The 25,218-nt window shown below is 56.7% G+C and carries 21 protein-coding genes; 9 read left to right on the top strand and 12 right to left on the bottom strand.

Annotated elements, in window-relative coordinates; genetic code table 11:
• The first annotated feature begins 53 nt into the window (after positions 1-53).
• Positions 54-986, top strand: a complete 933-nt coding sequence (locus ACK8P7_RS03695) for an AEC family transporter (RefSeq protein WP_410042881.1) — start codon at positions 54-56, stop codon at positions 984-986.
• 80 nt (positions 987-1,066) lie between these two features.
• On the opposite strand, the gene ACK8P7_RS03690 is transcribed toward ACK8P7_RS03695, so the two are convergent.
• On the bottom strand, positions 1,067-2,707 hold the full coding sequence (locus ACK8P7_RS03690; protein WP_410042880.1) for a L,D-transpeptidase family protein: 1,641 nt from the start codon (positions 2,705-2,707) through the stop codon (positions 1,067-1,069).
• Between the two features lie 199 nt (positions 2,708-2,906).
• On the opposite strand from ACK8P7_RS03690, the gene ACK8P7_RS03685 reads away from it, so the two are divergent.
• The 8 genes from ACK8P7_RS03685 to ACK8P7_RS03650 all read left to right on the top strand — a co-directional run bounded on the left by ACK8P7_RS03685 (position 2,907) and on the right by ACK8P7_RS03650 (position 11,853).
• Positions 2,907-4,013 carry a DegT/DnrJ/EryC1/StrS family aminotransferase gene (locus tag ACK8P7_RS03685; RefSeq protein ID WP_410042879.1) on the top strand — a complete coding sequence of 369 codons (1,107 nt, stop codon included), beginning with the start codon at positions 2,907-2,909 and terminating at the stop codon, positions 4,011-4,013.
• Positions 4,014-4,145: 132 nt separating this feature from the next.
• Entirely contained in the window at positions 4,146-5,168 is a 1,023-nt protein-coding gene (locus ACK8P7_RS03680) for an ATP-grasp domain-containing protein (protein WP_410042878.1), read from the top strand.
• A 57-nt stretch (positions 5,169-5,225) separates the two neighbouring features.
• Positions 5,226-5,927 (top strand): glycosyltransferase family 2 protein, encoded by a 702-nt coding sequence (locus ACK8P7_RS03675; RefSeq protein ID WP_410042877.1) that lies wholly within the window; start codon positions 5,226-5,228, stop codon positions 5,925-5,927.
• Positions 5,920-7,194 carry a lipopolysaccharide biosynthesis protein gene (locus ACK8P7_RS03670; RefSeq protein ID WP_410042876.1) on the top strand — a complete coding sequence of 425 codons (1,275 nt, stop codon included), beginning with the start codon at positions 5,920-5,922 and terminating at the stop codon, positions 7,192-7,194. The genes ACK8P7_RS03675 and ACK8P7_RS03670 overlap by 8 nt, the downstream gene beginning before the upstream one ends.
• A 17-nt stretch (positions 7,195-7,211) precedes the next feature.
• Positions 7,212-8,300 carry a glycosyltransferase family 2 protein gene (locus tag ACK8P7_RS03665; RefSeq protein ID WP_410042875.1) on the top strand — a complete coding sequence of 363 codons (1,089 nt, stop codon included), beginning with the start codon at positions 7,212-7,214 and terminating at the stop codon, positions 8,298-8,300.
• Between the two features lie 50 nt (positions 8,301-8,350).
• Entirely contained in the window at positions 8,351-8,824 is a 474-nt protein-coding gene (locus ACK8P7_RS03660) for a DUF2304 domain-containing protein (protein WP_410042874.1), read from the top strand.
• Complete coding sequence (locus ACK8P7_RS03655; RefSeq protein ID WP_410042873.1) at positions 8,821-9,885, top strand: acyltransferase family protein; 1,065 nt, start codon at positions 8,821-8,823, stop codon at positions 9,883-9,885. Before ACK8P7_RS03660 ends, ACK8P7_RS03655 begins: the two co-directional genes overlap by 4 nt.
• 918 nt (positions 9,886-10,803) lie before the next feature.
• On the top strand, positions 10,804-11,853 hold the full coding sequence (locus ACK8P7_RS03650; protein ID WP_410042872.1) for a glycosyltransferase family 2 protein: 1,050 nt from the start codon (positions 10,804-10,806) through the stop codon (positions 11,851-11,853).
• On the opposite strand, the gene ACK8P7_RS03645 is transcribed toward ACK8P7_RS03650, so the two are convergent.
• From ACK8P7_RS03645 to mnmA, 11 genes are all read right to left on the bottom strand, one after another.
• Entirely contained in the window at positions 11,786-13,240 is a 1,455-nt protein-coding gene (locus ACK8P7_RS03645) for a lipopolysaccharide biosynthesis protein (protein WP_410042871.1), read from the bottom strand. The genes ACK8P7_RS03650 and ACK8P7_RS03645 overlap by 68 nt on opposite strands.
• A gap of 61 nt (positions 13,241-13,301) precedes the next feature.
• Positions 13,302-14,315: a glycosyltransferase gene (locus tag ACK8P7_RS03640; protein WP_410042870.1), complete on the bottom strand. Its 1,014-nt coding sequence runs from the start codon at positions 14,313-14,315 to the stop codon at positions 13,302-13,304.
• Positions 14,297-15,388 (bottom strand): glycosyltransferase family 2 protein, encoded by a 1,092-nt coding sequence (locus ACK8P7_RS03635; protein ID WP_410042869.1) that lies wholly within the window; start codon positions 15,386-15,388, stop codon positions 14,297-14,299. The genes ACK8P7_RS03640 and ACK8P7_RS03635 overlap by 19 nt, the downstream gene beginning before the upstream one ends.
• 116 nt (positions 15,389-15,504) lie before the next feature.
• The gene (locus ACK8P7_RS03630) at positions 15,505-16,488 is read right to left on the bottom strand and encodes a hypothetical protein (protein WP_410042868.1); all 984 of its coding nucleotides are present in this window, start codon (positions 16,486-16,488) and stop codon (positions 15,505-15,507) included.
• A complete protein-coding gene (locus ACK8P7_RS03625; protein WP_410042867.1) occupies positions 16,469-17,443 on the bottom strand; it encodes a glycosyltransferase family 8 protein in 975 nt (324 codons plus the stop codon). The genes ACK8P7_RS03630 and ACK8P7_RS03625 overlap by 20 nt, the downstream gene beginning before the upstream one ends.
• A 118-nt stretch (positions 17,444-17,561) precedes the next feature.
• Positions 17,562-19,313: a 2-isopropylmalate synthase gene (gene leuA / locus ACK8P7_RS03620; protein ID WP_410042866.1), complete on the bottom strand. Its 1,752-nt coding sequence runs from the start codon at positions 19,311-19,313 to the stop codon at positions 17,562-17,564.
• Between the two features lie 105 nt (positions 19,314-19,418).
• Positions 19,419-20,783, bottom strand: a complete 1,365-nt coding sequence (glmM, locus tag ACK8P7_RS03615) for a phosphoglucosamine mutase (RefSeq protein WP_410042865.1) — start codon at positions 20,781-20,783, stop codon at positions 19,419-19,421.
• A 10-nt stretch (positions 20,784-20,793) separates the two neighbouring features.
• A complete protein-coding gene (gene rfbD, locus ACK8P7_RS03610; RefSeq protein WP_410042864.1) occupies positions 20,794-21,717 on the bottom strand; it encodes a dTDP-4-dehydrorhamnose reductase in 924 nt (307 codons plus the stop codon).
• A gap of 153 nt (positions 21,718-21,870) precedes the next feature.
• Positions 21,871-22,902 (bottom strand): dTDP-glucose 4,6-dehydratase, encoded by a 1,032-nt coding sequence (gene rfbB / locus ACK8P7_RS03605; protein WP_410042863.1) that lies wholly within the window; start codon positions 22,900-22,902, stop codon positions 21,871-21,873.
• A gap of 97 nt (positions 22,903-22,999) precedes the next feature.
• Entirely contained in the window at positions 23,000-23,908 is a 909-nt protein-coding gene (gene rfbA / locus ACK8P7_RS03600) for a glucose-1-phosphate thymidylyltransferase RfbA (RefSeq protein ID WP_410042862.1), read from the bottom strand.
• A gap of 190 nt (positions 23,909-24,098) precedes the next feature.
• Positions 24,099-25,214: a tRNA 2-thiouridine(34) synthase MnmA gene (mnmA, locus tag ACK8P7_RS03595; RefSeq protein WP_410042861.1), complete on the bottom strand. Its 1,116-nt coding sequence runs from the start codon at positions 25,212-25,214 to the stop codon at positions 24,099-24,101.
• Positions 25,215-25,218 lie beyond the last annotated feature (4 nt).

The following is a 25,218-nucleotide window of genomic DNA, read 5'->3' as shown; positions in this document are numbered from 1 at the left end:
GGATAAGCCACTACATCATGTGCATCCTCATCGATGCACGAAAGGAACATATCATGCAGATCAGTCTATTACTTGCGCTTCAGATTCTGAAGCTGTTTGCCATCATGCTGATGGGCTACGCCATCGTGAAGCTCGGTCTTTTAAAGGCCTCCGACAGTAAAGCGCTGTCGGTCGTGCTCGTCTATCTCATCATGCCCTGTGTCATCATCAACGCCTTCCAGGTGGAGGCGACGCCGGAGGTGCAGAAGGGACTCGCGCTGGCCTGCGTGGCCGCGGTTGCAGTTCATATCCTGTTTCTCGTCATCACGATCCCACTGCGGAAGCTGCTGCACCTGAACGCCATCGAGCAGGCGAGCTGCATCTATCCGAACGCCGGCATCCTCGTCATCCCGCTGGTGCAGGTGCTTCTCGGACAGGAGTACGTCATCTACTGCAGTGCCTTCGTGGCGATCCAGCTCATCCTCCTCTGGAGCCATGGCAAGTTCCTGCTCTGTGAGGAAAAGAAAATCGACTGGAAAAAGGTGCTGCTGAACGTAAACATCCTCTCGATCCTCGTCGGTGTCATCCTCTTCCTTCTGCACATCGAGTTGCCGGGCAGTGTCCAGTATGTCCTCGTGATGATGAACAACATGATCGGTCCGACCGGCATGATCCTCGCCGGCATGGCGATCGCCGAAACGCCACTGAAGCGCATCGTACTGACACGGCACAACTATGTGACCGTCGTGCTGCGCCTCATGGTTTATCCGCTCCTCGCACTGCTTCTTATGAAGCCGTTTCTCGATCTCGCGCAGATACCACATGCCGACGCCATCCTGCTCACCGTCTTCCTGCCATCCATCACGCCGGCCTGTGCCACCATCACCTCAATGGCCCAGCTGTATGACCGCGACGCCGCCTACGCAAGCTCGCTCTACGTCCTCACGACCCTGCTCTCGATCTTCACCATGCCGTGCATGGTCTTCTTATATGAAACACTAAAGTAAAAAAGAGTCTGCCCCACGATCGGTGAACACCGTTCGTGGGGCAGACTGCGTTATTTATACTATTGAATCGGAAATCTGGTTTACTGTGGTTCGCCCTGACCGGCTGCGGCAGCGGATTCTGCTTCCTTCACGGCCTGCTCTTCCGCGGCGCGTGCAGCAGCATCCTGCTGTGCGGTTACAACCGGATCGGTCGGATCGTAGGTCTGCTCTCTCGGGATCGGCTGCTCGATGGCATCCTTCTCGATCGGGCCCTTATCCCACATATCGTTGTAGATGATGACTGGTGTGCCGTTTCCACAGTTGTTGTAGATCCATGCACAGTCGACGGCCTTCAGACGGATGCATCCACCGGAAACCGCGTCGTCCATGTAGTTATAGTTGATGGCGTCGAGCGTGTTGTGATCCGGTGAGCTGTAGAGCAGCGAGTGGAGCAGGTACGGTCCGTTAAAGCGGCTCAGGAACTGGCAGTAGCAGCCCTTATGCATGAAGTGCCATCTGTACTTCGCGTAGATCTTGAAGGAGCCGAGCGGTGTATCCGTACCGACGGTGACCATCAGGGTCTTATACGGGATGGTGAAGTTGCCGCTTTCATCCTTCGTCATGACATAGGCGGTTCTGGTCGCCTTGTTGATGCGGATCGCGTAGCTGGACTGTGCACCCATGACGCCGGAGAGATCCTTCAGTGCGACACCCTTCTCATCGAAGTAGATGTTGTAGCCATCGACGGCATGCCAGCCGGTGACCGCGACACCATCGACGAAGTAGTACTGGTTCGAATCCTCATCGAAGCCCCAGCCGGTATAGGCACGGCCATCACCGGTGATGTAGCGTGCGCCCTCCGAGGTGATGATGACACCCTCGTTGTTTGCATTGTCCAGCGGCTTGGTGGTCTCATATGGGAACTGAACGTCCTTGCGCCAGTACGCGAGCTTGATCGCGCAGATGTAGCGGTTCGAATCACCGACAACACCGACGGCCTGGCCCTCACGTGCCCAGTCGGTGACGGTACCGTCGTTCAGGACGGCTCTGTAGTACAGGGTGCCATACTTATGAGAGTTACCCTTTACACGGAGCTGCATCGCAGATACGACACCCTGGTTCGGTGTGTTTTCCTTCGATGTGGCCCATGGACCCCAGCCGGCAGTAGCGTTATAGGTTCTGTAGTACCAGCGGGCGATGCCGGCGTGCTCCAGAGAGAAGCTGGTGAAGCCGTTCGGTGCATAGGCGAAGGACTCGTTCTGTACGGTGGTTGCCCAGTCGATACGGTTGCCGTTCGCATCCTTGATGAAATAGGTGGCGAGCGGGATCAGGTTGAGTACCGGATCCGCCTGCATGTCACCCGTGCTGTCGACCGTCATGTATGGACGGATCGTCTCCACGACCGGATTGATCTTCGGCAGGATCTTATTTCCGGTGCTGGCGGTCATACCGGTGGTTGCAGCAGCCGCATCGGTTGTGGTCTGTGCAGCATCCGGCAGCACCGTGCCCGGTGCGGTGGTACCAGCAGGAACGACGGTGCTTACCGGTGCCTGTGTAGCGGCCGGAGCGGTCGTCGTGCCGCTGGTCTGATTTGAGAAATCCACCGTGGCCGTGGTGCCCGCGTCATGGATCTCGAACTGCGGGGTCAGGTTATCGCCCGGTGTGGCAGCGAGGGTGGTCAGCGGCTGTGCCATCATCATAGCGACAGCGGCCACGATCGCAAGTGTACGCTTCATACTCATACATTAAATCCTCCAAGATTTAAAATGGTTAAATTTTCTGCCTAAAAGATAACACAAAAGCCGAGCGCTTTCCACCCCGGGTTTACATTTTAAATGCAATATTATAGAATCGTAACGAGTTCGTCAGAATGTCGAAATTTCGTAGGAAATTCGTAATTTTTACATCGGCGAAGCCGCAGAAGCGGCAGGAGAAAAAATCATGAGTGATTCAAAAATCATCAACGTCACGCGCGCCAGTCTGCCGCCGCTTTCCGAGTACGAGGAGCTGCTGCAGCATATCTGGGACACAGCGTGGCTTACCAATATGGGCGAGTACCACGAGACGCTTCGGGCGAAGCTTCAGGACTATCTGAAGGTCGGATCCGTGCAGCTCTTCGTGAACGGACACAGTGCGCTGGAGTTTCTGCTGCAGGCGATGGACCTCCATGGCGAGGTCATCACGACACCGTTTTCCTTCGCCTCCACGACCCATGCAATCGTGCGGAACGGCCTCACGCCGGTCTTCTGTGATATCAACATGCGGGACTATACGATCGATGTCGATCAGCTTGAGTCCCTGATCACCGAGCGCACCAGCGCGATCGTGCCGGTGCATGTCTATGGAAACATCTGCGATGTTCACCGGATTCAGAAGATTGCGGACCGCCATCATCTGAAGGTCATCTATGATGCCGCCCATACCTTCGGCGAGGAGCTGGACGGACAGGGGGTCGGCACCTTCGGTGATGCCTCGATGTTTTCCTTCCATGCGACGAAGGTCTTTAATTCCATCGAGGGTGGCGCCGTCACGACCGGAAAACCGGATCCAGCGCTGATGGAGAAGCTCTACAAGCTGAAAAACTTCGGTATCCTCGGGCAGGAGGAGGTCGCGTCGGTCGGCGGCAACGGAAAGATGAACGAGTTTGCGGCGGCGATGGGCCTCTGCAATCTGCGTCATGTGGACGAGTACATCGCGAAGCGGAAGCTCGTGTTCGAGCGCTACCGCGCGCATCTCGCGGATGTTCCGGGCATCACTTTCCCGGAGATTCCGTCGAACGTAAAATCGAACTATGCCTATATGCCGGTACGCTTCCATGACTATACGTACACGCGGGACGAGATTTTCGACCGTCTGAAGGCGGAAAATATCCGTGCCCGGAAGTACTTCTATCCTTGCATCAATGCCTACAGTTGTTACCAGGATCACTATGATGTGAAGGATACACCACATGCACTGCTGGTGAGCCAGGAGATCCTGACCCTGCCGATGTATCCGGATCTCGCACTCGAGGATGTGGACCGGATCTGCAGCATCATCCTCGGATAGAGAGCCACTGCCGCTGCATGATGATGTGGCCGGATCTCCGACATTGACCTGCGATACATGATCGGAACCACGGCACGCAGGGCTCTGTAGATAGATACCGCGGGGGAGCCTCGCGGTGAGAAAGGTGATCGTATGAATACAACACAGCGTACCGCCCTGGTCACGGCGATCGGCTCCTTCAGTGCCGATACGGTGATCCGGACACTGCGTCAGGAGGGCTGGCGCATCATCGGCACGGATATATATGAAGCAGACTGGGTGGCGGCCTCCCTCATGGTGGACGCCTTTTATCAGGCACCGTATGCGAGTGAGGAGGAGAAGTACATCGACTTTATCCGGGACATCTGCACCCGGGAGCAGGTCAGCCGTATCCTGCCGCTCATCGATGTGGAGGTCGATGCACTGAATCGGCATCGTGCGGAGATCGAGACCGGGGACTGCCGGATCTGTATGTCGCCGGAGAAGAGCATCCGTATCCTGCGTGATAAATTCGAGATGAAGACGCTCGTGGACGGGGTGCTCGACGAGAGCCCGGAGGAGATTCGGACAGCGGTTCGGACGATTCCGACCGAGCGTGCCTCGGAGATCGATTTCGAGACGGTCAGCTATCCGATCATCCTGAAGCCGGTCGATGGCCGCAGCTCCAGTGGGCTCTACCGCATCTACCAGGAGGATCAGCTCGGCTTCGCGTTTTCGAGTATTATGGACCCGACGAAGCTTGAGGATACCAGCCTCGAGCACTATCTCGTGCAACCGATGATTAAAGGACATGTCATCACCGTGGATGTGATTCGTGATGCCGCCGGTCACTGTACCGCCGTTCCGCGTGAGGAGCTGCTGCGTACACCGAACGGCGCAGGTCTTTCGGTACGCGTGTTTGAGGATCCGGTACTGGAGGCAACCTGCCGCGCGATCGCAGCGCGGGCGGAGATTCTCGGCTGTGTGAACTTCGAGTTCATCCGGGGCGAGGGCTCCGGCATCTACTATTTCATCGAGTGTAACCCGCGTTTCGCGGGTGGTGTCGCTTTCACGGAGCTCGCGGAGGTACCGGCGGTGCACATGCATCTCGCGATTTTCGACGGTGGTGAAATCAGTGGAGAAGAGAAACCGGTGACGGGCTTCATGACCAGAAAATATCAGGAATTCAGGATGTGATCTCCATCGCCCACAGTCAGGGCGTGGCTTGCCAGTGATGGCAGAAGTGTTTAACGTATGAATGATGTACTACTTATCATCCCGGCGTACAACGAAGCCGGGAACCTCCCGCGGGTCATCGAGAACATCGAGACGCAGGACTTTCCGATGGATTATCTGATCGTATCGGATGGCTCGACCGATGGTACGATCGCACTCTGCGAGGAGAAGCACTATAACTATGTCGCACTGCCGACGAACCTCGGCCTCGCGGGCTGCTTTCAGACCGGAATGCAGTACGCGGCACGTCGTGGCTACCGCTATGCGGTACAGTTTGACGGCGATGGTCAGCACCGTGCCGAGGACATCCGCGCACTCTACGAGAAGATGCAGGAGGGGGACTACGATATCGTCCTCGGCTCCCGTTTTCTCGACCAGAAGAAGGGCGGCAGCATGCGGGAGATCGGTTCCCGCCTGATCACCGGCGCGATCCGGCTCACGACCGGTGTCCATGTGACGGACCCGACCTGCGGACTCCGGATGTACAGCCGCCGGATGATCTCCTGCTTTGCCTACCGTATGAACTACGGCCCGGAGCCGGATACGATTTCCTATCTCATGAAAAATGGTGCGCGCATCACGGAGGCACCGATCCAAATCAACGCTCGTCTGTCTGGTGAATCCTACCTGCGTCCGCTCACCGCAGCCCGCTACATGGCGCGCATGCTGGTGTCGATCCTGCTGGTGCAGGGCGCACGAAAAAGAGAAAGCTATGAATAACGAAAACAATCAGAAAAAGGATTTTCTGTGGAACGCCGTCGGCAGTCTTCTCTACGCGCTGGCCTCCATCGTGCTCGCCTTTGCCGTCATCCGGATCGCCGGGGACGACGAGGGCGGTATTTTTGGTTTCGGCTTCTCCACCCTGGGGCAGCAGATGTTTATCGTCGCCTACTTCGGCATTCGCCCGTTTCATATCACGGACCGGACACCGGAATACAGTTTCGGTGATTACCTCGGCACCCGCCGCCTGACCTCACTGCTCGCGGTCCTCGGAAGTCTCCTCTTTCTCGGCGTCCAGCTCGGCACAGGACAGTACAGCCTGCATAAGGCGCTCATCCTCCTGCTGCTCGCCCTGTATAAGATCATCGACGGCTATGCAGATGTCTATGAGTCGGAGCTGCAGCGCCAGAACCTGCTGTACCGCAGCGGCCAGTCGCTCGCCTTCCGTACGAGCCTCTCGGTCGTGACCCTGCTCGGCAGCCTCCTCCTGAGTGGCAGTCTGCTTACGAGCGTCCTGCTCGCCGATCTCATGCAGCTCTTCGGCACCTGGGCCTTCGCGATCCGCGTGCTGCGTGCCTGCCCGAATGGACAGCTCGATACACAGTTCTCCTGGACGCATGCCGGAACACTTCTCCGCAGCACGAGCCTCCTGTTTTTCGGCGTATTCCTCGACTTCTACATCTTCTCCGCGTCGAAGTACGCGATCGATCGTCAGATGTCGAACGCAGATTCCGGCTTTTTTAACATCCTGTTTATGCCCACCTCCTTCATCTATCTGCTGGCGAACTTTCTGATCCGGCCAATGCTTACACGTCTGGCAGATCAGTTTACGGCGCGGGATACGGAGGGCTTCTGCGCCTCCGTCCGGGTCATGGTGCGGGCGGTCATGTTTCTCAGCCTCGGCATCCTCGCGGCGACACTGCTTCTCGGCCGCTGGGGCCTCGGCATCTTCGAGCTCATCCTCGGAGCGAGTGCGACCGGTCGTCTCGTGCCGGCCTTCTCGTCCTTCCTGCTGATCATTCTCGGCGGCGCGCTTTATGCGATGGCCAATGTGATGTACTATATTCTCGTGACGGTGCGCGAGCAGCGCCGGATCTTCCTGTGCTATCTCCTCACGACGGTACTCGCCTTCGTGAGCGCCGACCGCATGGTGGCGGCCCGGGGCATGCTCGGCGGTGCCATCAGCTATGTACTGCTGATGGGCGGGCTGCTGGTGCTGTTCAGCCTCTTCGTCTCCGTCACACTTCGGAGGATGAAAAATATTTAATGAAATGAGGAAACGACATGTACAGTGTGGATGTCATCATCCCGAGCTATAAGCCGGATCAGAAGCTTCGGAAGCTGCTGGAGCTGCTTCTCCGGCAGAGCTACCCGATACAGAACATCATCATCATCAATACCGAAAAATCACTCCTCGATCCGGCGCTGATTCCGGAGGATGCACGCATCTCGGTGACGCATATCCGGAAGGATCAGTTCGATCACGGCGCGAGCCGGAACCTCGGCGTGTCGAAGTCGGATGCAGAGCTTTTTCTCATGATGACCGAGGACGCAGTACCGAAGGATACCACCCTCGTCGAGAGGCTGGTGCGTGTCTTCGAGACGGACCCGTATAAGGACGCGGCACCGGTGCCTGCATCTGCGGATGACACGGCGCTTTTGGGAGAAACAGACACTGCGGACGGGTATGCCGATGGAGACATTGGACACGGAAAGGCAGCCCGCGGCCCGATCGGTGCGGTCTATGGCCGGCAGCTCGCGACGCAGGAGAGCTCCTATGACGAGCAGTATGCGCGGCAGTTCAACTACCCGGCGCAGTCCTTCGTGAAGACGCAGCAGGACATCGCGCGGCTGGGTATCAAGACCTACTTCGAGTCAAACGTCTGCTGCATGTACCGCCGCGACATCTTCGACCGGCTCGGCGGCTTCATCGATCATACGATTTTTAACGAGGATATGATCTACTGCGGGAAGCTGCTGCAGGCGGGCTACGCGAGTGCATACGAGGCCTCGGCGGAGGTTTACCATGCGCATCACTACAGCGGCTGCCAGCAGTTCCACCGGAACTTCGACCTCGGCGTGTCGCAGGCGGATCACCCGGAGATCTTCGCGGGGCTTCGCTCGGAAGGCGAGGGCGTGAAGCTGGTGCTCGGCAATGCAAAGGACCTCCTCCGTCATGGCCGCCTCTTCACCGTACCGAACCTCGTCTGGAAATCAGGCTGCAAGTACCTCGGCTTCCGCATGGGCCGCAACTACCGGAAGCTGTCTCGCCGGATGGTGCTCCGCTGCACGATGAACCCGCGCTACTGGGCGTATGCAGGCAGATGCATCGAGGAAAACGGCGATCACAGCGGCGACCGAAAGAACAGATAAAGTGAAAACCTGCCGTGACCGTGCCTTCGTGCGTCGGCGTTCGGCATAGTATGAAAGGAAGAAACGCGATGATGACCCCCCTCTTCCGCGTGGTACTGGTCGTAGTCTCGATCGGCACACTCGCGACGGTTCTCAAACGAATACAGAAGGCGAAGCTTACGATCGAGGACTCCATTTTCTGGATCCTCCTCGCGATGATGTTTGTCGTCTTCGCCCTGTTCCCGGTCGTGCCGGATACCCTGGCACGTCTGCTTGGCATCTACTCCACGGCAAACTTCCTCTTCCTCTTCATGATCTTCATCCTGCTGATGCGGATGTTCTCGATGAGCATGCGGATCAGCACCTTGGAGGATAAGATTCGGAAGCTCGTGCAGGAGCTCGCCCTCCGCGACAAGGATGCGCGGGATGAACGGACGGAAGCGTCGGCAGAGGGGTGCGGATGTGATCGCGCAACGCGAGCTCAGGATACAGCATCCTCGTCGAGCAGACATGCAGAAACGTGTATGGAGGAGAAAAACGCATGAAGACCACCGGACGAAGCCTCTACTGGGATATCTTCAAGGGCCTCGCCATCATCATGATCGTCTTCGGTCATACCGGACATGGCGGTGCCTTCGTGTACCTTTTCCATCTCGAGCTGTTCTTCTTCGTGACCGGCTTCCTGTATAACGAGATGAAGTACGGTGACCAGCCCTTCACCTTCCTGCAGAAGCGCATCGAGGGTGCCTGGCCACGCTATACGGTCTACAGCATTTTCCTCGCGCTCACGCATAACTACATGGTGAAGCACGGCCTGATGGCTCCGGGGACGGATGTGCACTACGCACTTCCCGAGATGCTGACCTCCCTTTTTCACGGGATGATCTTCCAGTCCCCCGAGCTTCTCGCCGGACCGATGTGGTTCGTGCCGGTATGGATCCTCGGCGCGGCGCTCTTCGGCGGCGTGGTGTGGCTGGCGCGGTGCATTGGACGCATGAAGGATGGAATCATCGTGCTCTGTGCACTTCTCGGCATGGGCATCGGCTACTACTTCATCGGGCAGGGCATCCGCCTGTTCTATGGCTTCGAGCTCTCGTTCTTCGTACTGCCGCTCTTCGCCGAGGGCTACTTCCTCCGGAAGTATGCCAGTGACTTCGCGACGAAGATCCGCGGACCGCTCGCCCTCGGACTGCTCGTCGTGAGCTTCATCGCACTGAAGCTCTTCGTGAAAAGCGGCATCTGGTTCGACCTCTCTGCCCGCAGTGTGCACGGGGCTTGGTTCTTCGTCGGCACCGCCATCGGCACCGTCTTCACCCTGATGCTGACGCTGCTGATCGAGAAGCTGCCACCAAAAATCGGCGAAGCCCTCGCCTACATCGGTCGCCACAGCTTCGACGTCATGGCCTTTCACATCTTCGTCTTCAAGATGCTCGACATGTTTCTCCGAAAGCTGTACTTCCGAAACCCGGCGATGGACCTGAGCGGCTACCCGTCACCACTGTCCGAGCACTACTGGATGCTCTACACCCTAGTGCCCCTCGCCGTCTCCGTCCTCGCCGGATGGATCCTCGACCGCATCGGCGCACGCTGGAAAAATACCCGATAAGAAATTTCAGTTGATCTGGATTCAAAACGCAGGCTGCCCCACGAACGGTGAAAACCGATCGTGGGGCAGCCTGTCGTTATTTACTATAACCAGGTCATCTGGCAACATGGGCAATGCTGATTTCTGGAATTTCATCCGTCTGTCAACACCAGCGTGGCTTTTTAGTCAAATTGCCCCGGCGCAGAGTAACAGTCCAGCCAGGTAAATTAGACAAAGATTGATGGTACTATCCAATAACTGGTTGATTTTGAAATCGTGGATATTTTCAACATCGTTTATCATTTTTGTGCACAGAGCTAAAATATCCATAATTTTGAAATAAGGCACTTATTGGATACTTTTCCGCGAAATCAGACATACGCATATAAGCGTACTATCCATTTTCCCTCGGTTTTTCAAATAATGGATATATATTTTGAGCTTCATAGAAGCATTTCTTTAAGCAGATATCCAATATAACTTCTTTTTTTAAATACTGGATACTCGAGCCCGGATTCCACTTATGAAATAAGGCTTTTCGTATCCAGTATTTTTGAAATCGCCTAAGAGTGGATACTTTACAATCGATTTCGATTATTGCAGCCAAAAAACATATCCAGTAATTTCAAAATCAAAACATATTGGATAGAGATGTAACATAGCAGTATGGGGCGAATGAGGACCAGCCTCAAACTTCTGGAGAGAAGCAAGGGGGGGCGGCAAATATCCGTAATGGCAAAAGAATCCCTGTATTCGTGTTTCTTCTATGCTATAATGATATGACTTTTAGCAGGAGCGTCATGAAAACGTCACACCCTCCGGTGTGTTGTCCACATCTGTTTTCATGACGCTTGTAACAGTTCAGGTAGTGGGGGGGAGACCTGAACTGTAACTGCCGTTTTCTGATCCTGTCCATCATCTGAATCGAGGTATCTGTCTATGCCGACATCTGAAACCACACATAACACGAGCCGTACCCTGGTCGTGATTCCGAACTACAACGGTCTTCGCTTCCTGCCGGACTGCATGGAGGTGCTGTCCCGCCAGACGGTGAGGGATTTTACGACCCTGGTGATCGACAATGCTTCCGGCGGAGAGGATATCAGCTGGCTCCGCACGTGGCAGGCGGAGGATCCTGCACGACGGAAGCTGCTTCTGAACGACGCGAACCTCGGTTTCTCCGGTGCGGTCAACCAGGGCATCCGACAGGCGCTCGAGGAGCACTACGAGTTCACGCTGCTGCTCAACAACGATACGAAGGTCCGCCCAGACTTCATCGAGGCCCTCGAGAAGCGCATGGATCAGGATCCGAAGGGTCGTGTCTTCGCCCTCTCCAGTAAGATGGTGAAGATGCATGATCCGCACGAGATCGATGACGCCGGCGATGCCTATACCCTCCTCGGCTGGCAGTTCCAGCATGGCCTCGGCGAGTGTGCCGAGAAGCCGGTCTGGAACCGGGAAGCCGTCGTATTCTCGGCCTGCGCCGGTGCGGCGATGTACCGCACCGCACTCTTCCGTACGGTCGGTCTCTTCGACGAGCATCACTTCGCCTACCTCGAGGATATCGATGTCTCCTACCGCGCACAGCTCTATGGCTACCGCATCCTCTACTGCCCTACGGCCGTGGTGGAGCATGTCGGCTCCGGCACGAGCGGCTCGAAGTATAACGCGTTCAAGGTACGCCTCAGCGCACGGAACTCCGTGTATCTTCTCTATAAGAACATGCCGCCGCTCATGCTCCTCGTGAACGCCCTCCCGCTTCTCCTCGGTTTCCTCGTGAAGCAGCTCTTTTTCCTCCGAAAAGGCTTCGGAAAGGAGTATGCCGCAGGGCTCCTCGAGGGGATCCGCACCCGAAAGCAGCTTGAAAAGGCCAAATTAAAAGAGGTACCGCTTCTGCGATACCTCTCGATCGAGTGTTCTCTTATCTATCAGACGCTGGCGTACGTCCTGCAGCTAGGCCGTAAATATACTGCAGGGGCTCGCGGTTAAAGAGGAGCGACAGCAGCAGATAGACGATCACGCCGACCAGCATCTGAACAAGCAGCATCGGGAGCATCCCGAGCGGCAGTCGATGCAGGAGGTAGACCACGACGCTCATCACGGCGGAGATCCATGCACTCGGCAGGACATCGGCCCACTGACGGAGCGGTCCGTAGCCGATCAGCGCACGATTCGGCCAGGCGTTGATGAAGGTGCAGAGATACTCATCCACCACCTTAAACAGAAGCATCGGCCAGATGCCGAGCGGTAAACTAAGCACCAGGATCACGATCCCGAGTGCTTTTTTTATGATCTCGAGCTTCAGGAAGAGATCCGAGCGTCCCATCGCGTTCATGACCTGCAGGTTGATGATGTGGATCGGATAGGTCGCATAGCTCACCGCGAGCAGTACGAGGTACGGGGCAGACACCAGCCACTTCTCCGTGAGAAGCAGGGTCACCAGCGGCTCCGCTACCGCCGCGAGGCCTGCCATCATCGGAAAAAGCACGAAGGCGCTGAGTCGGATCGAACGGCGTGCCATGCGCTGCAGCGTGTCCGGGTCGTCCTGCTTCTTACTGTAGGCCGGCAGGAGCACGGACTGGATGGCGGTCGCGAGGTTCGTCGAGATGATCTTCGGGAACTGCTCCCCGCGGTTATATGCCCCGAGATCAGCGCTCGTATATTTCCGGCCGATGATGAGGCCGTAGATGTTCTGCCAGAGGGTATCGAGAAGACCGGATACGAGGATCTTCCAGCCGAAGGTGAAGAGCTTCCGGAGACGTTCTGTCCGGATCAGGATGCGCGGATACCAGCGGATCGTCACAAACAGCACCAGCATCAGTGCGAAGTAGTAGACGATCTGCTGCGCTGCCATCGCCCAGACACCGAAGCTCCGCATCGCAAGTGCGATCGAGACGACGCCGGAGATCACGACGGCGACCATCGTCGACTGGAAGAGCTGACGGAAGCGCAGGTTCCGGGAGACGAAGGCGGTCTGAATCGAGACCACGGCCCCCGGGAAGAGCACGACGCCCATCACCCGGACGAGGGCCTCGAGGACCGGTGTACGGAAGTAGGCGGCGATCCACGGTGCACCGAGGAAGAGGGCGATGTACAACACGACCGACAGCAGCATCGAGATCCAGAAGACGGAGGAGTAATCCTCGTCCTCGACCTCCTTTCCCTGCACGAGGGCGGTCGCGAAGCCGGACTGCACGAGGGTGTTCGCGATGGTGATGAAGATGGTGATCAGGCTGATCGTACCGTACTCCTCCGGCGTCATGAGACGCGCGAGCACGAGGGCGACGATGAACTGGATGCCCTGGGAGCCGCCCTGCTCGAGCACCTTCCAGAAGAGCCCCTGCACCACCTTTGATTTCAGTGAATTCTCTGTCATAAAATACCGAATGCTGCCCATTCCGCGCAGTACTGTGCGGGACGGGCAGCCCTTTCTATGTTTATACGCTTCCCTTTTCTTCAATCTGCTTCGGAGCCCCGCTCTTCAGACGGCGGAGTCCATGATACAGTTTCGGGAAGCGATGCTCGAAGTCGATGAAGAAGCGGTCATGTCGGCTCAGCTCCTGCAGGAAGTCCGCATTTTCCGGTCGATAGATCACGTCGAAGTTTCGTGTGTTGACGGCGGTTAGGAATTCCACACGCCGACCCGCGTGTTCACAGGCTTCGTGGAAGCGTCCACCGGTTTCCGCATCGAAGCGGTGATACATTTTCCACATATCGGCAGCATATTTCCGCTGCTTCTCCACATAGTCCCCGTTCATCTGGTTTTCCGTCCAGGAGCCGCGGATGCCGAAGCGGTACACACTCATCGGCTCATCGAAGTAGTAGCTGTCCCCGTAATCCGCCGCCATCAGCTCGAGCGGACGGTCGCCGACCGGGCAGTCCACATAGTAATCCGGCAGTTTTTCGACGATTTCACGCCGCAGGAGGAAGCTCGCGAAGGGACTGCCGGTGGCTTTATCCACAAGCTCCGCCGGTTTAACCACACGGGATGTGTGATACGGACGCATGAGCTCACCGTTCACGAGGGCACCATCCTCCGTGACCACCTTCGCCGAGTGAAAGGTAAAGCCACATTCCGGATGCGCCTCCATATAGTCCACCTGGCGCTGCAGCTTATAATCGTCGCACCAGTAGTCATCGCCGTCCGTCAGCGCGACATACTTTCCGACCGCGCGCGGGAAATTAAAGGCACCCGAGATGTTCGTGATGCCCTGGCTGTACTGATTCTCCACCCGGAGAATCGGCTTGATGATGTCCGGATAGCGTTTCTGATAGGCCCGGATCACGTCCTGCGCCCCATCCGTCGAGGCATCATCATGGATGAGGATCTCGATGCGGAACTTCCGGCGCTGTCGGAGGATGTGATCTAAGCAGGTACCGATATACTTTCCATGGTTGTAGGTCACGACACACACCGAGACCATGATGTCATTTACTGGATAAAGAGACATTCGCCCACCGTCCTGTGAAATAAATTATAGGTAAAGCCATAGCGGAGGATCGTACAGATCTTCCCGAGCCGACGCCGCTTCGGGATCGATGTGAACTCGTCGAGCAGCCGCTTCTGCTTCACCGAGAGCTCCGCATCGAAGCAGCGTCGGAAGCTCTCCGCCTGGAGAAACATCTCCCGGTACACGCGCTGCGAGTGTGCATCCATCTCCGCCTTCGTTTTTCCGTCCTTCCGGCCGAGGCCGAAGCGTCCGAGGATCTCCATGATGCGGGAGCCCTTCCCGGCGCCGAGGACATTATCCCCGTGCTGTCGGTAGAGATAGAGCGACTCCGGCACGAAATCGATGTGTCCGAAGGCACTCGCGACGAGCGCGATCCACTGGTCATGCATGACGCAGTGCGCCGGAATCTCCGTGATGCGCTCTGCCAGAGCACGGTTCATCATGAGGGCACCGCCGACGACGTTGTTCTGCACGAGCAGCTGTTGGAGCTGACAGCGGGACGGCGTCATCTTCTGGTAGGCCACGAAGCTCGGGGCGATCTCCCGGAGTTCCCGGTCGACGATACGTGAATCGCAGTGCACCAGGATGGGAGCATTGGCCTCCCCGGCGGTACGGCAGGCCGCTTCGTCCGCCTGCATACGTGCGAGCGTCTTCTCGACCTTTTCCGGAAGCCACACATCGTCCTGGTCGGACAGCATGATATAGTCGGCACGAACGCGTGTCCCGTCCGCCGATCGCTGCTCCGGTGCCGGCGCTGCATCATTTATGTCGCGCTGCACAGGATCTGCATCGACCGTCGTGGTCTCTGTGCTGCCCGGCACATCGTAGGCCCGCTCCACGAGGAGCTTCAGGAAGTGCCGCTCTGCGCTGCCGGTCGGCGGATCCTGCCGGAGGATCGTGATGCGCCCCGGATACGCGGCCGCCATCGCCTCGACGATCGCCGGCGTCTCATCCGTGGAGCCGTCATCCGACACCACCACATGCAGGTCCTGCACCGTCTGATCGAGGATCGACTGAAGCTGCGCGCGGACGTACGCCGCACCGTTATATGTACATAAAAGGACCGTGACCATCCTGTCTTTTCTCTCCTTCTGTTTCTCGTTTCATCGCTGTACGTGGCCAATGTCTACAACGGAGCATCCTCGCTCGCCGCCACGTATGTCATATACGCATGTCTCTCCACCTCACTTCAGCCGAACAGCTCCTGCAGGAAGCCGTCGAGCCGGTAGCGATCATAGACTTCTGCCGGCAGCGGCCGATACGGGGTGTCCAGGAAATCCGCCGGGATCTCGAAGTGATCCGGGTCATAGACATAGATGTTCTGTGGATCATAGAAATCCGCGTCCTTCACATGCGGGTTGTTCGTGAGGAGCTTGCAGTGGCAGCCCATGGCGTCGTAGGTCCGCATGCTGAAGCCGTTCTGCTGCGGGAAGGTATAGTCCACGATGCAGCGGGTGTGCGGATAGAGCGCATAGGTCTCCGCCTGCGGAAGCGGCTGGAAATGCAGTGCATCCCGGGCGCCCTCGTAGAGCGGATTATTCCGGAGCAGCGTCTCCCGGATGTACTGGAGCCGCGGCACATAGATGTAGCTGTAGAGTGTTTTCTGCTGCTTCTCCGCGAGCGCCTTCAGCTTCCGGAGCACCTCCATCCGACGCGTATGCATCGAACAGATGAGGAGGAAGTCGTAGCGCTTCTCCTCCGACGGATGGCAGATTTCCTCCTCGAAGAAGGTCGGCCGGTAGATCCAGCCGTACTGCGCAGCGTCCACCGGATCGAAGGTATAGATCTTCGTGAAGAAGCGGTTGATACGAAGCTGATCCGGGAAGGTCGCGACACTGTCCCAGTGGTAGATTCGGAAATCCGCCGACGCGAAGCGCGCCTGCAGCGCATGCAGGACCTCATCGGTCATCCAGGTACCCTTGATGATCATGACCTCGTCGAGGGTATCCGGCACATCCCGGAGTGCGTGCTCATAGTAGCGGTACACCAGCTGGTCGCGGAGTGCCTTCGTATAGAACATGACGAGCTTCTTTCCGAGTCCGTAGGCATGGATGTTCGTATCCACGAGCCAGACCTCTGCACCGGCCCGCTCGAGATGCGCCCGGATCGCGTCCTCATAGTGATAGAAGAACGGCATGATCAGGAGTATCTTTTTATTTTTCAATCTGTTCATGATAGTACCTGTCTGAGATATACTGGCGTACCTGCGGGCACAGGAAGGTCGCGATGTTCATCGCATGGTAGAGGGCCATGTAGGCTTCCTTTCCCTTCACACGGGCAGCGCCGGCAAACGGGGTCTTCTTCAGGTATTTATCGTAGGCACGCGTATAGTGGTTGAGGTTTCCACGGTTCCACGGACGCTCATCCGAAGCGAAGTGCACGATGACCGGATGATGCTTCGCAAGATGGAAGCTCTCCTTCGACTCACCGCGGGCGAAGGAGGCTGACTTCGCACAGAGCGTCTCATAGCGGAAGTAGTAGTAATTCGTGATGAAGTCATAGGTCTGGCCGACACGCCGGATCCGTCCCTTCAGCACATGATTCAGGACATCCTGATCATTGAACGGCAGCTGACCGCCCATCTGATTATAGTAGGCGAAGCAGTTCGCCTCCATATCCTCGAGCCGCCATGCGGACAGATTCATGAGCAGCATACCGGCATTAAAGTAGGTATCCTCCTCCGTGAGGCCGATCTTCTCCTTCACCTCCGGATAGATGGTCGGCTCCGCCGCCATCGCCGCCATGTTCTCCTCGAGGCGCAGGCGATAGAGCGGTGCGATCGAACGCAGCACCACGGTATCACAGTCGAGGTACAGCACCTTCGTCACCATCCGTGGCAGAATCGAGCCCATCAGAAGACGCGCGAGCGTCGTGATGCGGAAGCGCCCCGTGTCGAGACCATAGATCTGGCCCCGGAGCTCCTCCATCAGATGCTCGATCGGATAGAATGCGATCTTCTTTCCATAGCCACGGACCATAGCACGAAGCTGATCCTCCTTCTCCATCGAGATCCCGTCGGACAGGATATGAAAGGTCAGCTGCTCACTTTTATTATGTTCAATCAGAGACACGATGGACACTGCCATATGCTGGCAGTAGCCCTCGTCAGATGCATACACGATATTCATAGTCGTCGCCTTTCTGCGCCAGACAGCGCATCATTGCATAATTCACACTATTATAACGTAATTTCAGCTAATAAAGAAGAGGCTGTCGCTCTGCGACAGCCTCTTCCGGCATGTTTATTTATGAATTTCCGAAGAGATCCCGCGGATTCTGTCCGGCCTTCTTCTGCTCGACACGCTTCTTTCCGGCCGCCTCTGCTTCCTCCGGGAAGAACATGCGGTTCACCGCACTGAAGAGACCACGGATCGAAGAACGTGTGATGTTGGAGCTTAAGCCGACACCATAGCTGGTCTTTCCGGTATTCACATCCAGCAGGTGGATGTAGGAAACCGCCTTTACGTTCGAACCGGTACCGAGCGCATGCTCCTGATAATCGAGAACCTTGATGTTGATCTTCAGCTCCTCGGCGAGACCCGAGATCACCGCATCGATCGGTCCGTTGCCGACGCCATCGAAGGTCTTCATGCTGCCATGATTGAGGTAGGTCACATGAGCCATCGTGGTATAGGTATCGTCTCCGTTCTCGGTATCGGTGGTACGGATGTTCTTGAAGTGAATCGGCTCCTTGGTCTCGACGTACTCTGCCTGGAAGATATCGTAGATTTCCTGTGGTGACACCTCGCCCTCCTGCTCCGACAGTGCCTGGATGTAATCCGCAAACTCACGCTGCATGCCCTTCGGCAGCTTGTAGCCGAACTGCGCATCCATGACGAAGGCGACACCGCCCTTGCCGGACTGGCTGTTGATACGGACGATCGGCTCGTACTTTCGACCGATGTCGGCCGGATCGATCGGCAGGTACGGAACCTCCCAGATCGTGCTCTGGCGCTCGTGCATCGCCTGCACGCCCTTGTTGATGGCATCCTGGTGCGAACCGGAGAAGGCGGTAAATACCAGGGCACCAGCATACGGCTGTCTCGGTGGAATCGTCATCTTCGTGCAGCGCTCATAAACTTCCTTGATGCTGTTGACATCCTCGAGCGCAAGCTTCGGATCCACGCCCTGCGAGAACATGTTATAGGCGAGCGTCAGGATGTCAACATTGCCCGTACGCTCTCCGTTTCCGAAGAGGGTACCCTCGACACGATCCGCGCCGGCGAGCAGCGCAAGCTCCGTGGATGCGACGCCCTCACCACGATCGTTGTGTGGATGCACGGAGAGGATCACATGCTCACGGTACTTGAGGTGCTTCGACATATACTCGATCTGATCGGCATAGACATTCGGCGTATTCATCTCCACCGTGGACGGCAGGTTGATGATGACCTCGCGGCCCTCACCGCACTCCCAGGCGTCGAGCACGGCATTACAGATCTCCGCCGCATAATCCATCTCGGTGCCGGTGAAGGACTCCGGCGAATACTCGAGGCGGATGTGGCCCGGGAAGCCGGCGGCATACTTCTTTACGAGCTGGGTACCGGTCAGGGCGATGTCAATGATTTCTTCCTTACTCTTATGGAAGACCACGTCTCTCTGAAGGACGGAAGTAGAGTTATAGATGTGGACGATAGCCTGTTTGAGACCGGCGAGGCAGTCGAAGGTACGCTCGAGCTGCTCGGCACGGCACTGCACCAGCACCTGTACGGTCACATCATCCGGGATCATCTTCCGCTCGATCAGCTGACGCAGGAAGTCATACTCGATCTGGGACGCTGCAGGGAAGCCCACCTCGATTTCCTTGAAGCCCAGCTTTACAAGCATCTGGAAAAATTCGATCTTCTCCTCTACGCTCATCGGATCCACCAGCGCCTGGTTACCATCACGTAGATCGACGGAGCACCAGATCGGCGCCTCCGTGATTTCCTTATCCATCCAGGTTCTTTCCGGATATCTGAACGCCGGAAAACGTCTGTAACGCTTGTAATTTAACATAGCTGCCGCTTCCTTTCCTTGAAAGTCTTCTCTATTATGTCTTACTCTATCACATATGCCGCACAGTTATATGTGCGTACATCTGTATAATTTCTTATTATATCATTACTGAACCGTGAGGACCAGCCCCTCTTTGTTCATAACTGTGATAACCTGATCGACATAGCGCTCACACTTCTCCTCGGTGTCTGCCTCCACCATGACACGTACGAGTGGCTCGGTACCGGATGCACGAAGAAGGATACGACCGTCGTTTCCGAGGGCCTCGGTCACCTCCTGTACTGCCTTCTGCACCGCCGGGTTGTTCTGTGCACTCTCCTTATCGAGGACGCGCACGTTCTTCAGCACCTGCGGGAAGACGACAAACGGAGCCGCCAGCTGCTTCAGAGACTGCTTCTTCGCAAGCATCGTCTCCATCACCTTGATGGAGGTCAGGATACCATCACCGGTCGTCGCATGACGCAGGAAGATGATGTGTCCGGACTGCTCTCCACCGAGGGAGAAGCCGTTCTGTGACATGTTTTCATAGACGAAACGGTCGCCGACCTTCGTCTTTTCATACCGGATGCCGACCTCATCGAGCGCCTTATAAAGTCCGAAGTTCGACATAACGGTGGTCACGATGGTGTTATCCTGCAGCTGTCCCTGCTCCTTCATGTAGCAGCCACAGACATACATGATCTGGTCGCCGTTGACGACACGGCCATCCTCATCGACGGCGAGGCAGCGGTCCGCATCACCGTCATAAGCGAAGCCGACATCACAGCCCTGCTCCACGACATACTTCTGAAGCGACTCGATGTGCGTCGATCCGCACTTGTCGTTGATGTTGGTTCCGTTCGGCTCGTTGTGGATGACATGGGTATCGGCGCCGAGTGCGTCGAAGACGGACTTCGCAACCGAGGAAGCGGAGCCGTTCGAGCAGTCGAGGGCGACCTTCTTTCCCTTGAAGCTGCGGGTAGCCAGCGAGATGAGGTAACCGATGTAGCGGTTCCGGCCGGCCGCGAAGTCGATGGTGCGTCCGATATCCGCACGGGTCGCGAGCGGCACCTCCGGGGTTACACCGTCGAGGTAATCCTCGATCTTCTTTATGACATCATCACCGAGCTTCTCGCCGTTTCCGTTGATGACCTTGATGCCATTATCATAGTACGGATTATGAGAGGCGGAGATCATCACGCCACAGTCGAAGTCCTCCGAGCGGGCCACATAGGCGACGGACGGGGTCGTCGTCACATGCAGAAGGTAGGCATCTGCACCGGTCGCCGTGATCCCTGCGGCGATCGCATATTCAAACATATAGCTGGAACGTCTCGTATCCTTACCGATGACGATACGGCAGTGCTCGCCGTTTTTCTTCTGCTGTCCATAGTACCATCCGAGGAACTTGCCTACACGGAAGGCACTGTCGGCCGTCAGATTGACATTGGCCTCACCACGGTAACCATCGGTTCCAAAATATTTTCCCATATTTTCTCCTTTATGCTTCGCTGCTCTTCAGCGCCTCGAGATACCGTCCGACCGCATCCTGCCAGGTCGGGAGCGGTGTGAATCCGGCCTCACGAAGCTTCGACTTATCGAGGCGGGAGTTAAACGGACGGGCCGCCACGCTCGCGCCGTACTCGGCACTGGTCACCGGCACGACCTTCGTGGTATAGCCGGCCTGACGGTAGATTTCCTTCGTGAAATCATACCAGCTGATATAGCCGCCCTCGTTGGTTGCGTGGTAGTAGCCGTATTTCTCGGTCTCCAGCATGTCCACAAGCAGTCTCGAAAGATCCAGTGTATAGGTCGGTGTACCGATCTGATCATTTACCACGCGTACGGTATCGTGGGTCTTTCCGACGTTCAGCATGGTCTTGATGAAGTTCTTTCCGTTGAGGCCGAAGACCCAGGCGATGCGGACGATGAAATACTTCTCGAGGGTCCGCGCGACGGCCTGCTCACCGCCGAGCTTCGTCTCACCATAGTAGTTGAGCGGCGCATAATCCTTACAGTCCGGCTGCCACGGGGTCTCGCCCTGACCGTCGAAGACGTAGTCGGTGGAGATATAGATCATCTTCGCATCCACGAGCTTCGCGGCATCGGCGATGTTCTGCACGCCGTCGACATTGATCGCCTTTACCTTCGGACGGTTCGCCTCATCCTCTGCGGCGTCAACCGCGGTCCAGGCCGCACAGTGCACGATCACATCCGGATGAAGCTCGCGAATGATGGAGGAAACCTGGGCACGATTCGTGATATCCATCTGCACATACGGCATACGGGTCACCGCCGAATCATCCATCACACCGCTGTACACCGGCTGGATGTCCGTGCCGACACCCTCGTAGCCGCGTTTCGCGAGTTCGTTCATCACATCGTGACCGAGCTGACCATTGACACCTGTTACAAATACGTTCATAAAAAACCTCTTTCGTATGCCATCCACCGCCTGCAGGCTGCCCTGACAGACCGTATCCCACGCCATGATGGCGCTATGGCATCTTCGTGTTTTAGTTTCAGCCTTTAAAAAAGCAAATCCCTCACATATACATGCGAGGGATGAATCGGCTATTTACTGAAGACCCTTACCCTGTACATACATCTTCTCGAAGTAGCTCTGGTACTCGCCGGAAACGATGTGCTCCCACCACTCCTTGTTGTTGAGATACCAGTCGATCGTGACAGGGATACCGGTATCGAAGGTGTACTCCGGCTGCCAGCCGAGCTCGGTCTCGATCTTCGTCGGGTCCATCGCATAGCGGAGATCGTGGCCCGGTCTGTCCTTTACATACTCGATGAGCGACTCCGGCTTGCCGAGCGCCTTCAGGATGGTCTTCACGACCTCGAGGTTCGTGCGCTCATTGTGTCCGCCGATGTTGTAGACCTCACCTGGCTTACCCTTCCGGACGATCAGGTCGATGGCCTTGCAGTGATCGGTTACATAGAGCCAGTCACGTACGTTTGCGCCGTTGCCATATACAGGGATCTTCTCATCATTGAGCGCTCTGGAGATGACAAGCGGGATCAGCTTCTCCGGGAAGTGATACGGACCGTAGTTGTTCGAGCAGCGTGAGATCGTCACCGGGATACCGAAGGTTCTGTGGTACGCCATGACGAAGAGATCTGCACTTGCCTTCGATGCAGAGTACGGGGAAGATGCCTTGATCTTGTTGTCCTCGGTGAAGAAGAGGTCCGGACGATCCAGTGGCAGGTCGCCATATACCTCATCGGTGGAAACCTGATGGTAACGCTGGATGCCGTACTTCTTGCAGGCGTCGAGCAGGGTTACGGTACCGCCGACATTCGTCTGAAGGAAGATGTCCGGGTTCGTCACGGAACGGTCTACGTGAGACTCCGCAGCGAAGTTGATGATGACATCCGGCTTCTCCTCCTCGAAGAGCTTGAAGATGAACTCGCGGTCAGCGATGTCACCCTTGACGAACTTGTAGTTCGGCTTGCCCTCAAGCGGTGCGAGGGTCTCGAGGTTACCTGCATAGGTCAGGGCATCGAGACAGATCCACATATCCTCTGGATAGGTGTTGACTGCGAAGTGCATGAAGTTGCCGCCGATAAAGCCGGCGCCACCGGTTACGATATATTTCATAGTACATTCCTTTCCTGGATCAACGGCTGCCCGGGCGTTTCGCACCGGATACGGCCGTTATGATCATCGCTGATTTCAGAGCCTCATTCAGCTATGATTACTTACCGAGCTCGTTCTGCTCTGTGAGCTTATCGACATACTTGCCGTCGAGCACGTCCTTCAGGTACTTGCCGTACTCGTTCTTCTTATACATCTCGTAGGCTTCCTCGACCTTATCGCGGCCGATCCAGCCGTTGAGATACGCGATCTCCTCGAGGCAGGCGATCTTCCGGTGCTCGTGGGTCTCGATGGTGCGGACGAAGTTCGTCGCATCGACGAGGGACTCGTGGGTTCCGGTGTCGAGCCAGGTGAAGCCCTGTCCGAGCAGTGTCACATCCAGCTCGCCATTCTCAAGGTAGATGCGGTTCAGGTCGGTGATCTCGAGCTCGCCACGTGCGGATGGCTTCAGGTTCTTCGCGTACTCTACGACACGGTTATCATAGAAGTAGAGACCCGTTACACAGTAGTTGGACTTCGGGTGCTCCGGCTTCTCCTCGATGGAGATGGCCTTTCCGTTCTCGTCGAAGGCGACGATACCGAAACGCTCCGGATCATCGACATAGTAGCCGAAGACGGTCGCGCCGGATTCCTTCGCTGCGGCCTGGCGGAGTGCCTTCTTGAAGCCATGGCCGGAGAAGATGTTGTCTCCGAGGATCATCGCGACGGAATCGTCACCGATGAAGTCTGCGCCCAGGATAAAGGCCTGTGCGAGTCCATCCGGGGATGGCTGTACCTTATACTGTAGGTTGATGCCGAACTGGCTGCCGTCGCCGAGCAGGTCCTCGAAACGCGGGGTGTCGTTCGGTGTCGAAATAAGCAGGATGTCGCGGATGCCGGCGTTCATAAGGACGCTGAGCGGATAGTAGATCATCGGCTTATCATAAATCGGAAGTAACTGCTTGGAGGTTACTTTGGTCAGCGGATATAATCTCGTACCGGATCCACCGGCAAGAATAATTCCCTTCATAATGTCTCCTTTAGATGGGCGGGGACTGCGGAAATGGGCGCAGAAGCCCCGTATCTTCACATACTTATGTGGATTTTAGCACAATCATATCTCATATACAAATTTAAACTTCTTTAAAATCCGCTTAAGATGTACATTTTCGAGAGCACCTGAGGCCCTCCCGGGCCCTCGGCCTGCGCCGCTCTCCGCGTTAGCGGATCGCTTCGCGGATGGTGCCTCCGCCGACGACGGTGTCGCCGTCGTAGAGGACGACGGCCTGGCCGGTGGCGACGGCGCGTTCCGGCTGGTCGAAGCGGACGAGGACGCGGCCGATGCTGAAGCCGTGCTCGTCGCGGAGGACTTCGGCGGTAGCCGGGACTTCCTTCGCCTTGTAGCGGGTCTTTACGGTGACGCGGACAGCTTCGGTCGGTTCGTCAAATGGGATCCAGTTGAAGTGGTCCGCGATGAGGGCACTGCTGTAGAGGGCCGGGCCGGTGGTGAGGATGACTTCGTTTTTCTCCATGTCCTTTCCGCAGACGTACATCGGCGCCGGAAGGGCGAGGCCGAGGCCCTTTCGCTGGCCGATGGTGTAGCGGATGATGCCCTTATGCTCGCCGAGGATATGCCCCTCGGTGTCGACGAACTTTCCGGGTGCGAAGTTTTTTCCGGTATAGTGCTCGATGAAGTCGCCGTAGTCACCGTTCACGACGAAGCAGATGTCCTGGGAGTCGTGCTTACGGGCGTTGATGAAGCCGTACTTCTCGGCGACCTCTCGAACCTCTTCCTTCGAGGCGAAGTTCCCGAGCGGAAACATGGTGTGCGCGAGCTGCTGCTGGGTCAGAAAGTAGAGCACATAGCTCTGATCCTTTGCGAGGTTTTTCGCCTTCTTGAGGAGCCAGCGTCCGGTCGCCGGGTCCTGCTCGATGCGGGCGTAGTGGCCGGTGACGATGACGTCGCAGCCAAGGGTCTCGGCGCGGTGATAGAGCTTCTCGTGCTTCATATAGCGGTTACAATCGATGCACGGATTCGGGGTGCCGCCCTCCTCGTAGGTCCGCACGAAGCGTTCGATGACCTGGCGGTCGAAGTCTTCGGTAAAGTTAAAGACATAGTACGGCATGCCGAGGCTCGTCGCGACCTGGCGGGCATCCTCGGTATCCTCGAGGGTACAGCAGGTATTTTCGCGACAGACATCGACGGTTTCATTATCATACAGCTTCATGGTAACACCGATGGCGTCGTAGCCGGCATCGCACATCAGCGCGGCTGCCACCGAGCTGTCGACACCGCCGCTCATCGCCACCAGGGCCTTTTTCTTTGCTTCACTCATATAT

The sequence above is a fragment of the Oribacterium sp. P9 genome (assembly GCF_046365365.1).
Lineage (GTDB): Bacteria > Bacillota > Clostridia > Lachnospirales > Lachnospiraceae > Oribacterium.
This window is presented reverse-complemented; position numbering and strand designations above follow the sequence as displayed.

Bases quoted from the DNA above. Each gene is read 5' to 3' on its own strand.
- ACK8P7_RS03695 (WP_410042881.1), top strand. From the start codon at position 54: ATGCAGATCAGTCTATTACTTGCGCTTCAGATTCTGAAGCTGTTTGCC.
- ACK8P7_RS03690 (WP_410042880.1), bottom strand. From the start codon at position 2,707: ATGAGTATGAAGCGTACACTTGCGATCGTGGCCGCTGTCGCTATGATG.
- ACK8P7_RS03685 (WP_410042879.1), top strand. From the start codon at position 2,907: ATGAGTGATTCAAAAATCATCAACGTCACGCGCGCCAGTCTGCCGCCG.
- ACK8P7_RS03680 (WP_410042878.1), top strand. From the start codon at position 4,146: ATGAATACAACACAGCGTACCGCCCTGGTCACGGCGATCGGCTCCTTC.
- ACK8P7_RS03675 (WP_410042877.1), top strand. From the start codon at position 5,226: ATGAATGATGTACTACTTATCATCCCGGCGTACAACGAAGCCGGGAAC.
- ACK8P7_RS03670 (WP_410042876.1), top strand. From the start codon at position 5,920: ATGAATAACGAAAACAATCAGAAAAAGGATTTTCTGTGGAACGCCGTC.
- ACK8P7_RS03665 (WP_410042875.1), top strand. From the start codon at position 7,212: ATGTACAGTGTGGATGTCATCATCCCGAGCTATAAGCCGGATCAGAAG.
- ACK8P7_RS03660 (WP_410042874.1), top strand. From the start codon at position 8,351: ATGAAAGGAAGAAACGCGATGATGACCCCCCTCTTCCGCGTGGTACTG.
- ACK8P7_RS03655 (WP_410042873.1), top strand. From the start codon at position 8,821: ATGAAGACCACCGGACGAAGCCTCTACTGGGATATCTTCAAGGGCCTC.
- ACK8P7_RS03650 (WP_410042872.1), top strand. From the start codon at position 10,804: ATGCCGACATCTGAAACCACACATAACACGAGCCGTACCCTGGTCGTG.
- ACK8P7_RS03645 (WP_410042871.1), bottom strand. From the start codon at position 13,240: ATGACAGAGAATTCACTGAAATCAAAGGTGGTGCAGGGGCTCTTCTGG.
- ACK8P7_RS03640 (WP_410042870.1), bottom strand. From the start codon at position 14,315: ATGTCTCTTTATCCAGTAAATGACATCATGGTCTCGGTGTGTGTCGTG.
- ACK8P7_RS03635 (WP_410042869.1), bottom strand. From the start codon at position 15,388: ATGGTCACGGTCCTTTTATGTACATATAACGGTGCGGCGTACGTCCGC.
- ACK8P7_RS03630 (WP_410042868.1), bottom strand. From the start codon at position 16,488: ATGAACAGATTGAAAAATAAAAAGATACTCCTGATCATGCCGTTCTTC.
- ACK8P7_RS03625 (WP_410042867.1), bottom strand. From the start codon at position 17,443: ATGAATATCGTGTATGCATCTGACGAGGGCTACTGCCAGCATATGGCA.
- leuA (WP_410042866.1), bottom strand. From the start codon at position 19,313: ATGTTAAATTACAAGCGTTACAGACGTTTTCCGGCGTTCAGATATCCG.
- glmM (WP_410042865.1), bottom strand. From the start codon at position 20,783: ATGGGAAAATATTTTGGAACCGATGGTTACCGTGGTGAGGCCAATGTC.
- rfbD (WP_410042864.1), bottom strand. From the start codon at position 21,717: ATGAACGTATTTGTAACAGGTGTCAATGGTCAGCTCGGTCACGATGTG.
- rfbB (WP_410042863.1), bottom strand. From the start codon at position 22,902: ATGAAATATATCGTAACCGGTGGCGCCGGCTTTATCGGCGGCAACTTC.
- rfbA (WP_410042862.1), bottom strand. From the start codon at position 23,908: ATGAAGGGAATTATTCTTGCCGGTGGATCCGGTACGAGATTATATCCG.
- mnmA (WP_410042861.1), bottom strand. From the start codon at position 25,214: ATGAGTGAAGCAAAGAAAAAGGCCCTGGTGGCGATGAGCGGCGGTGTC.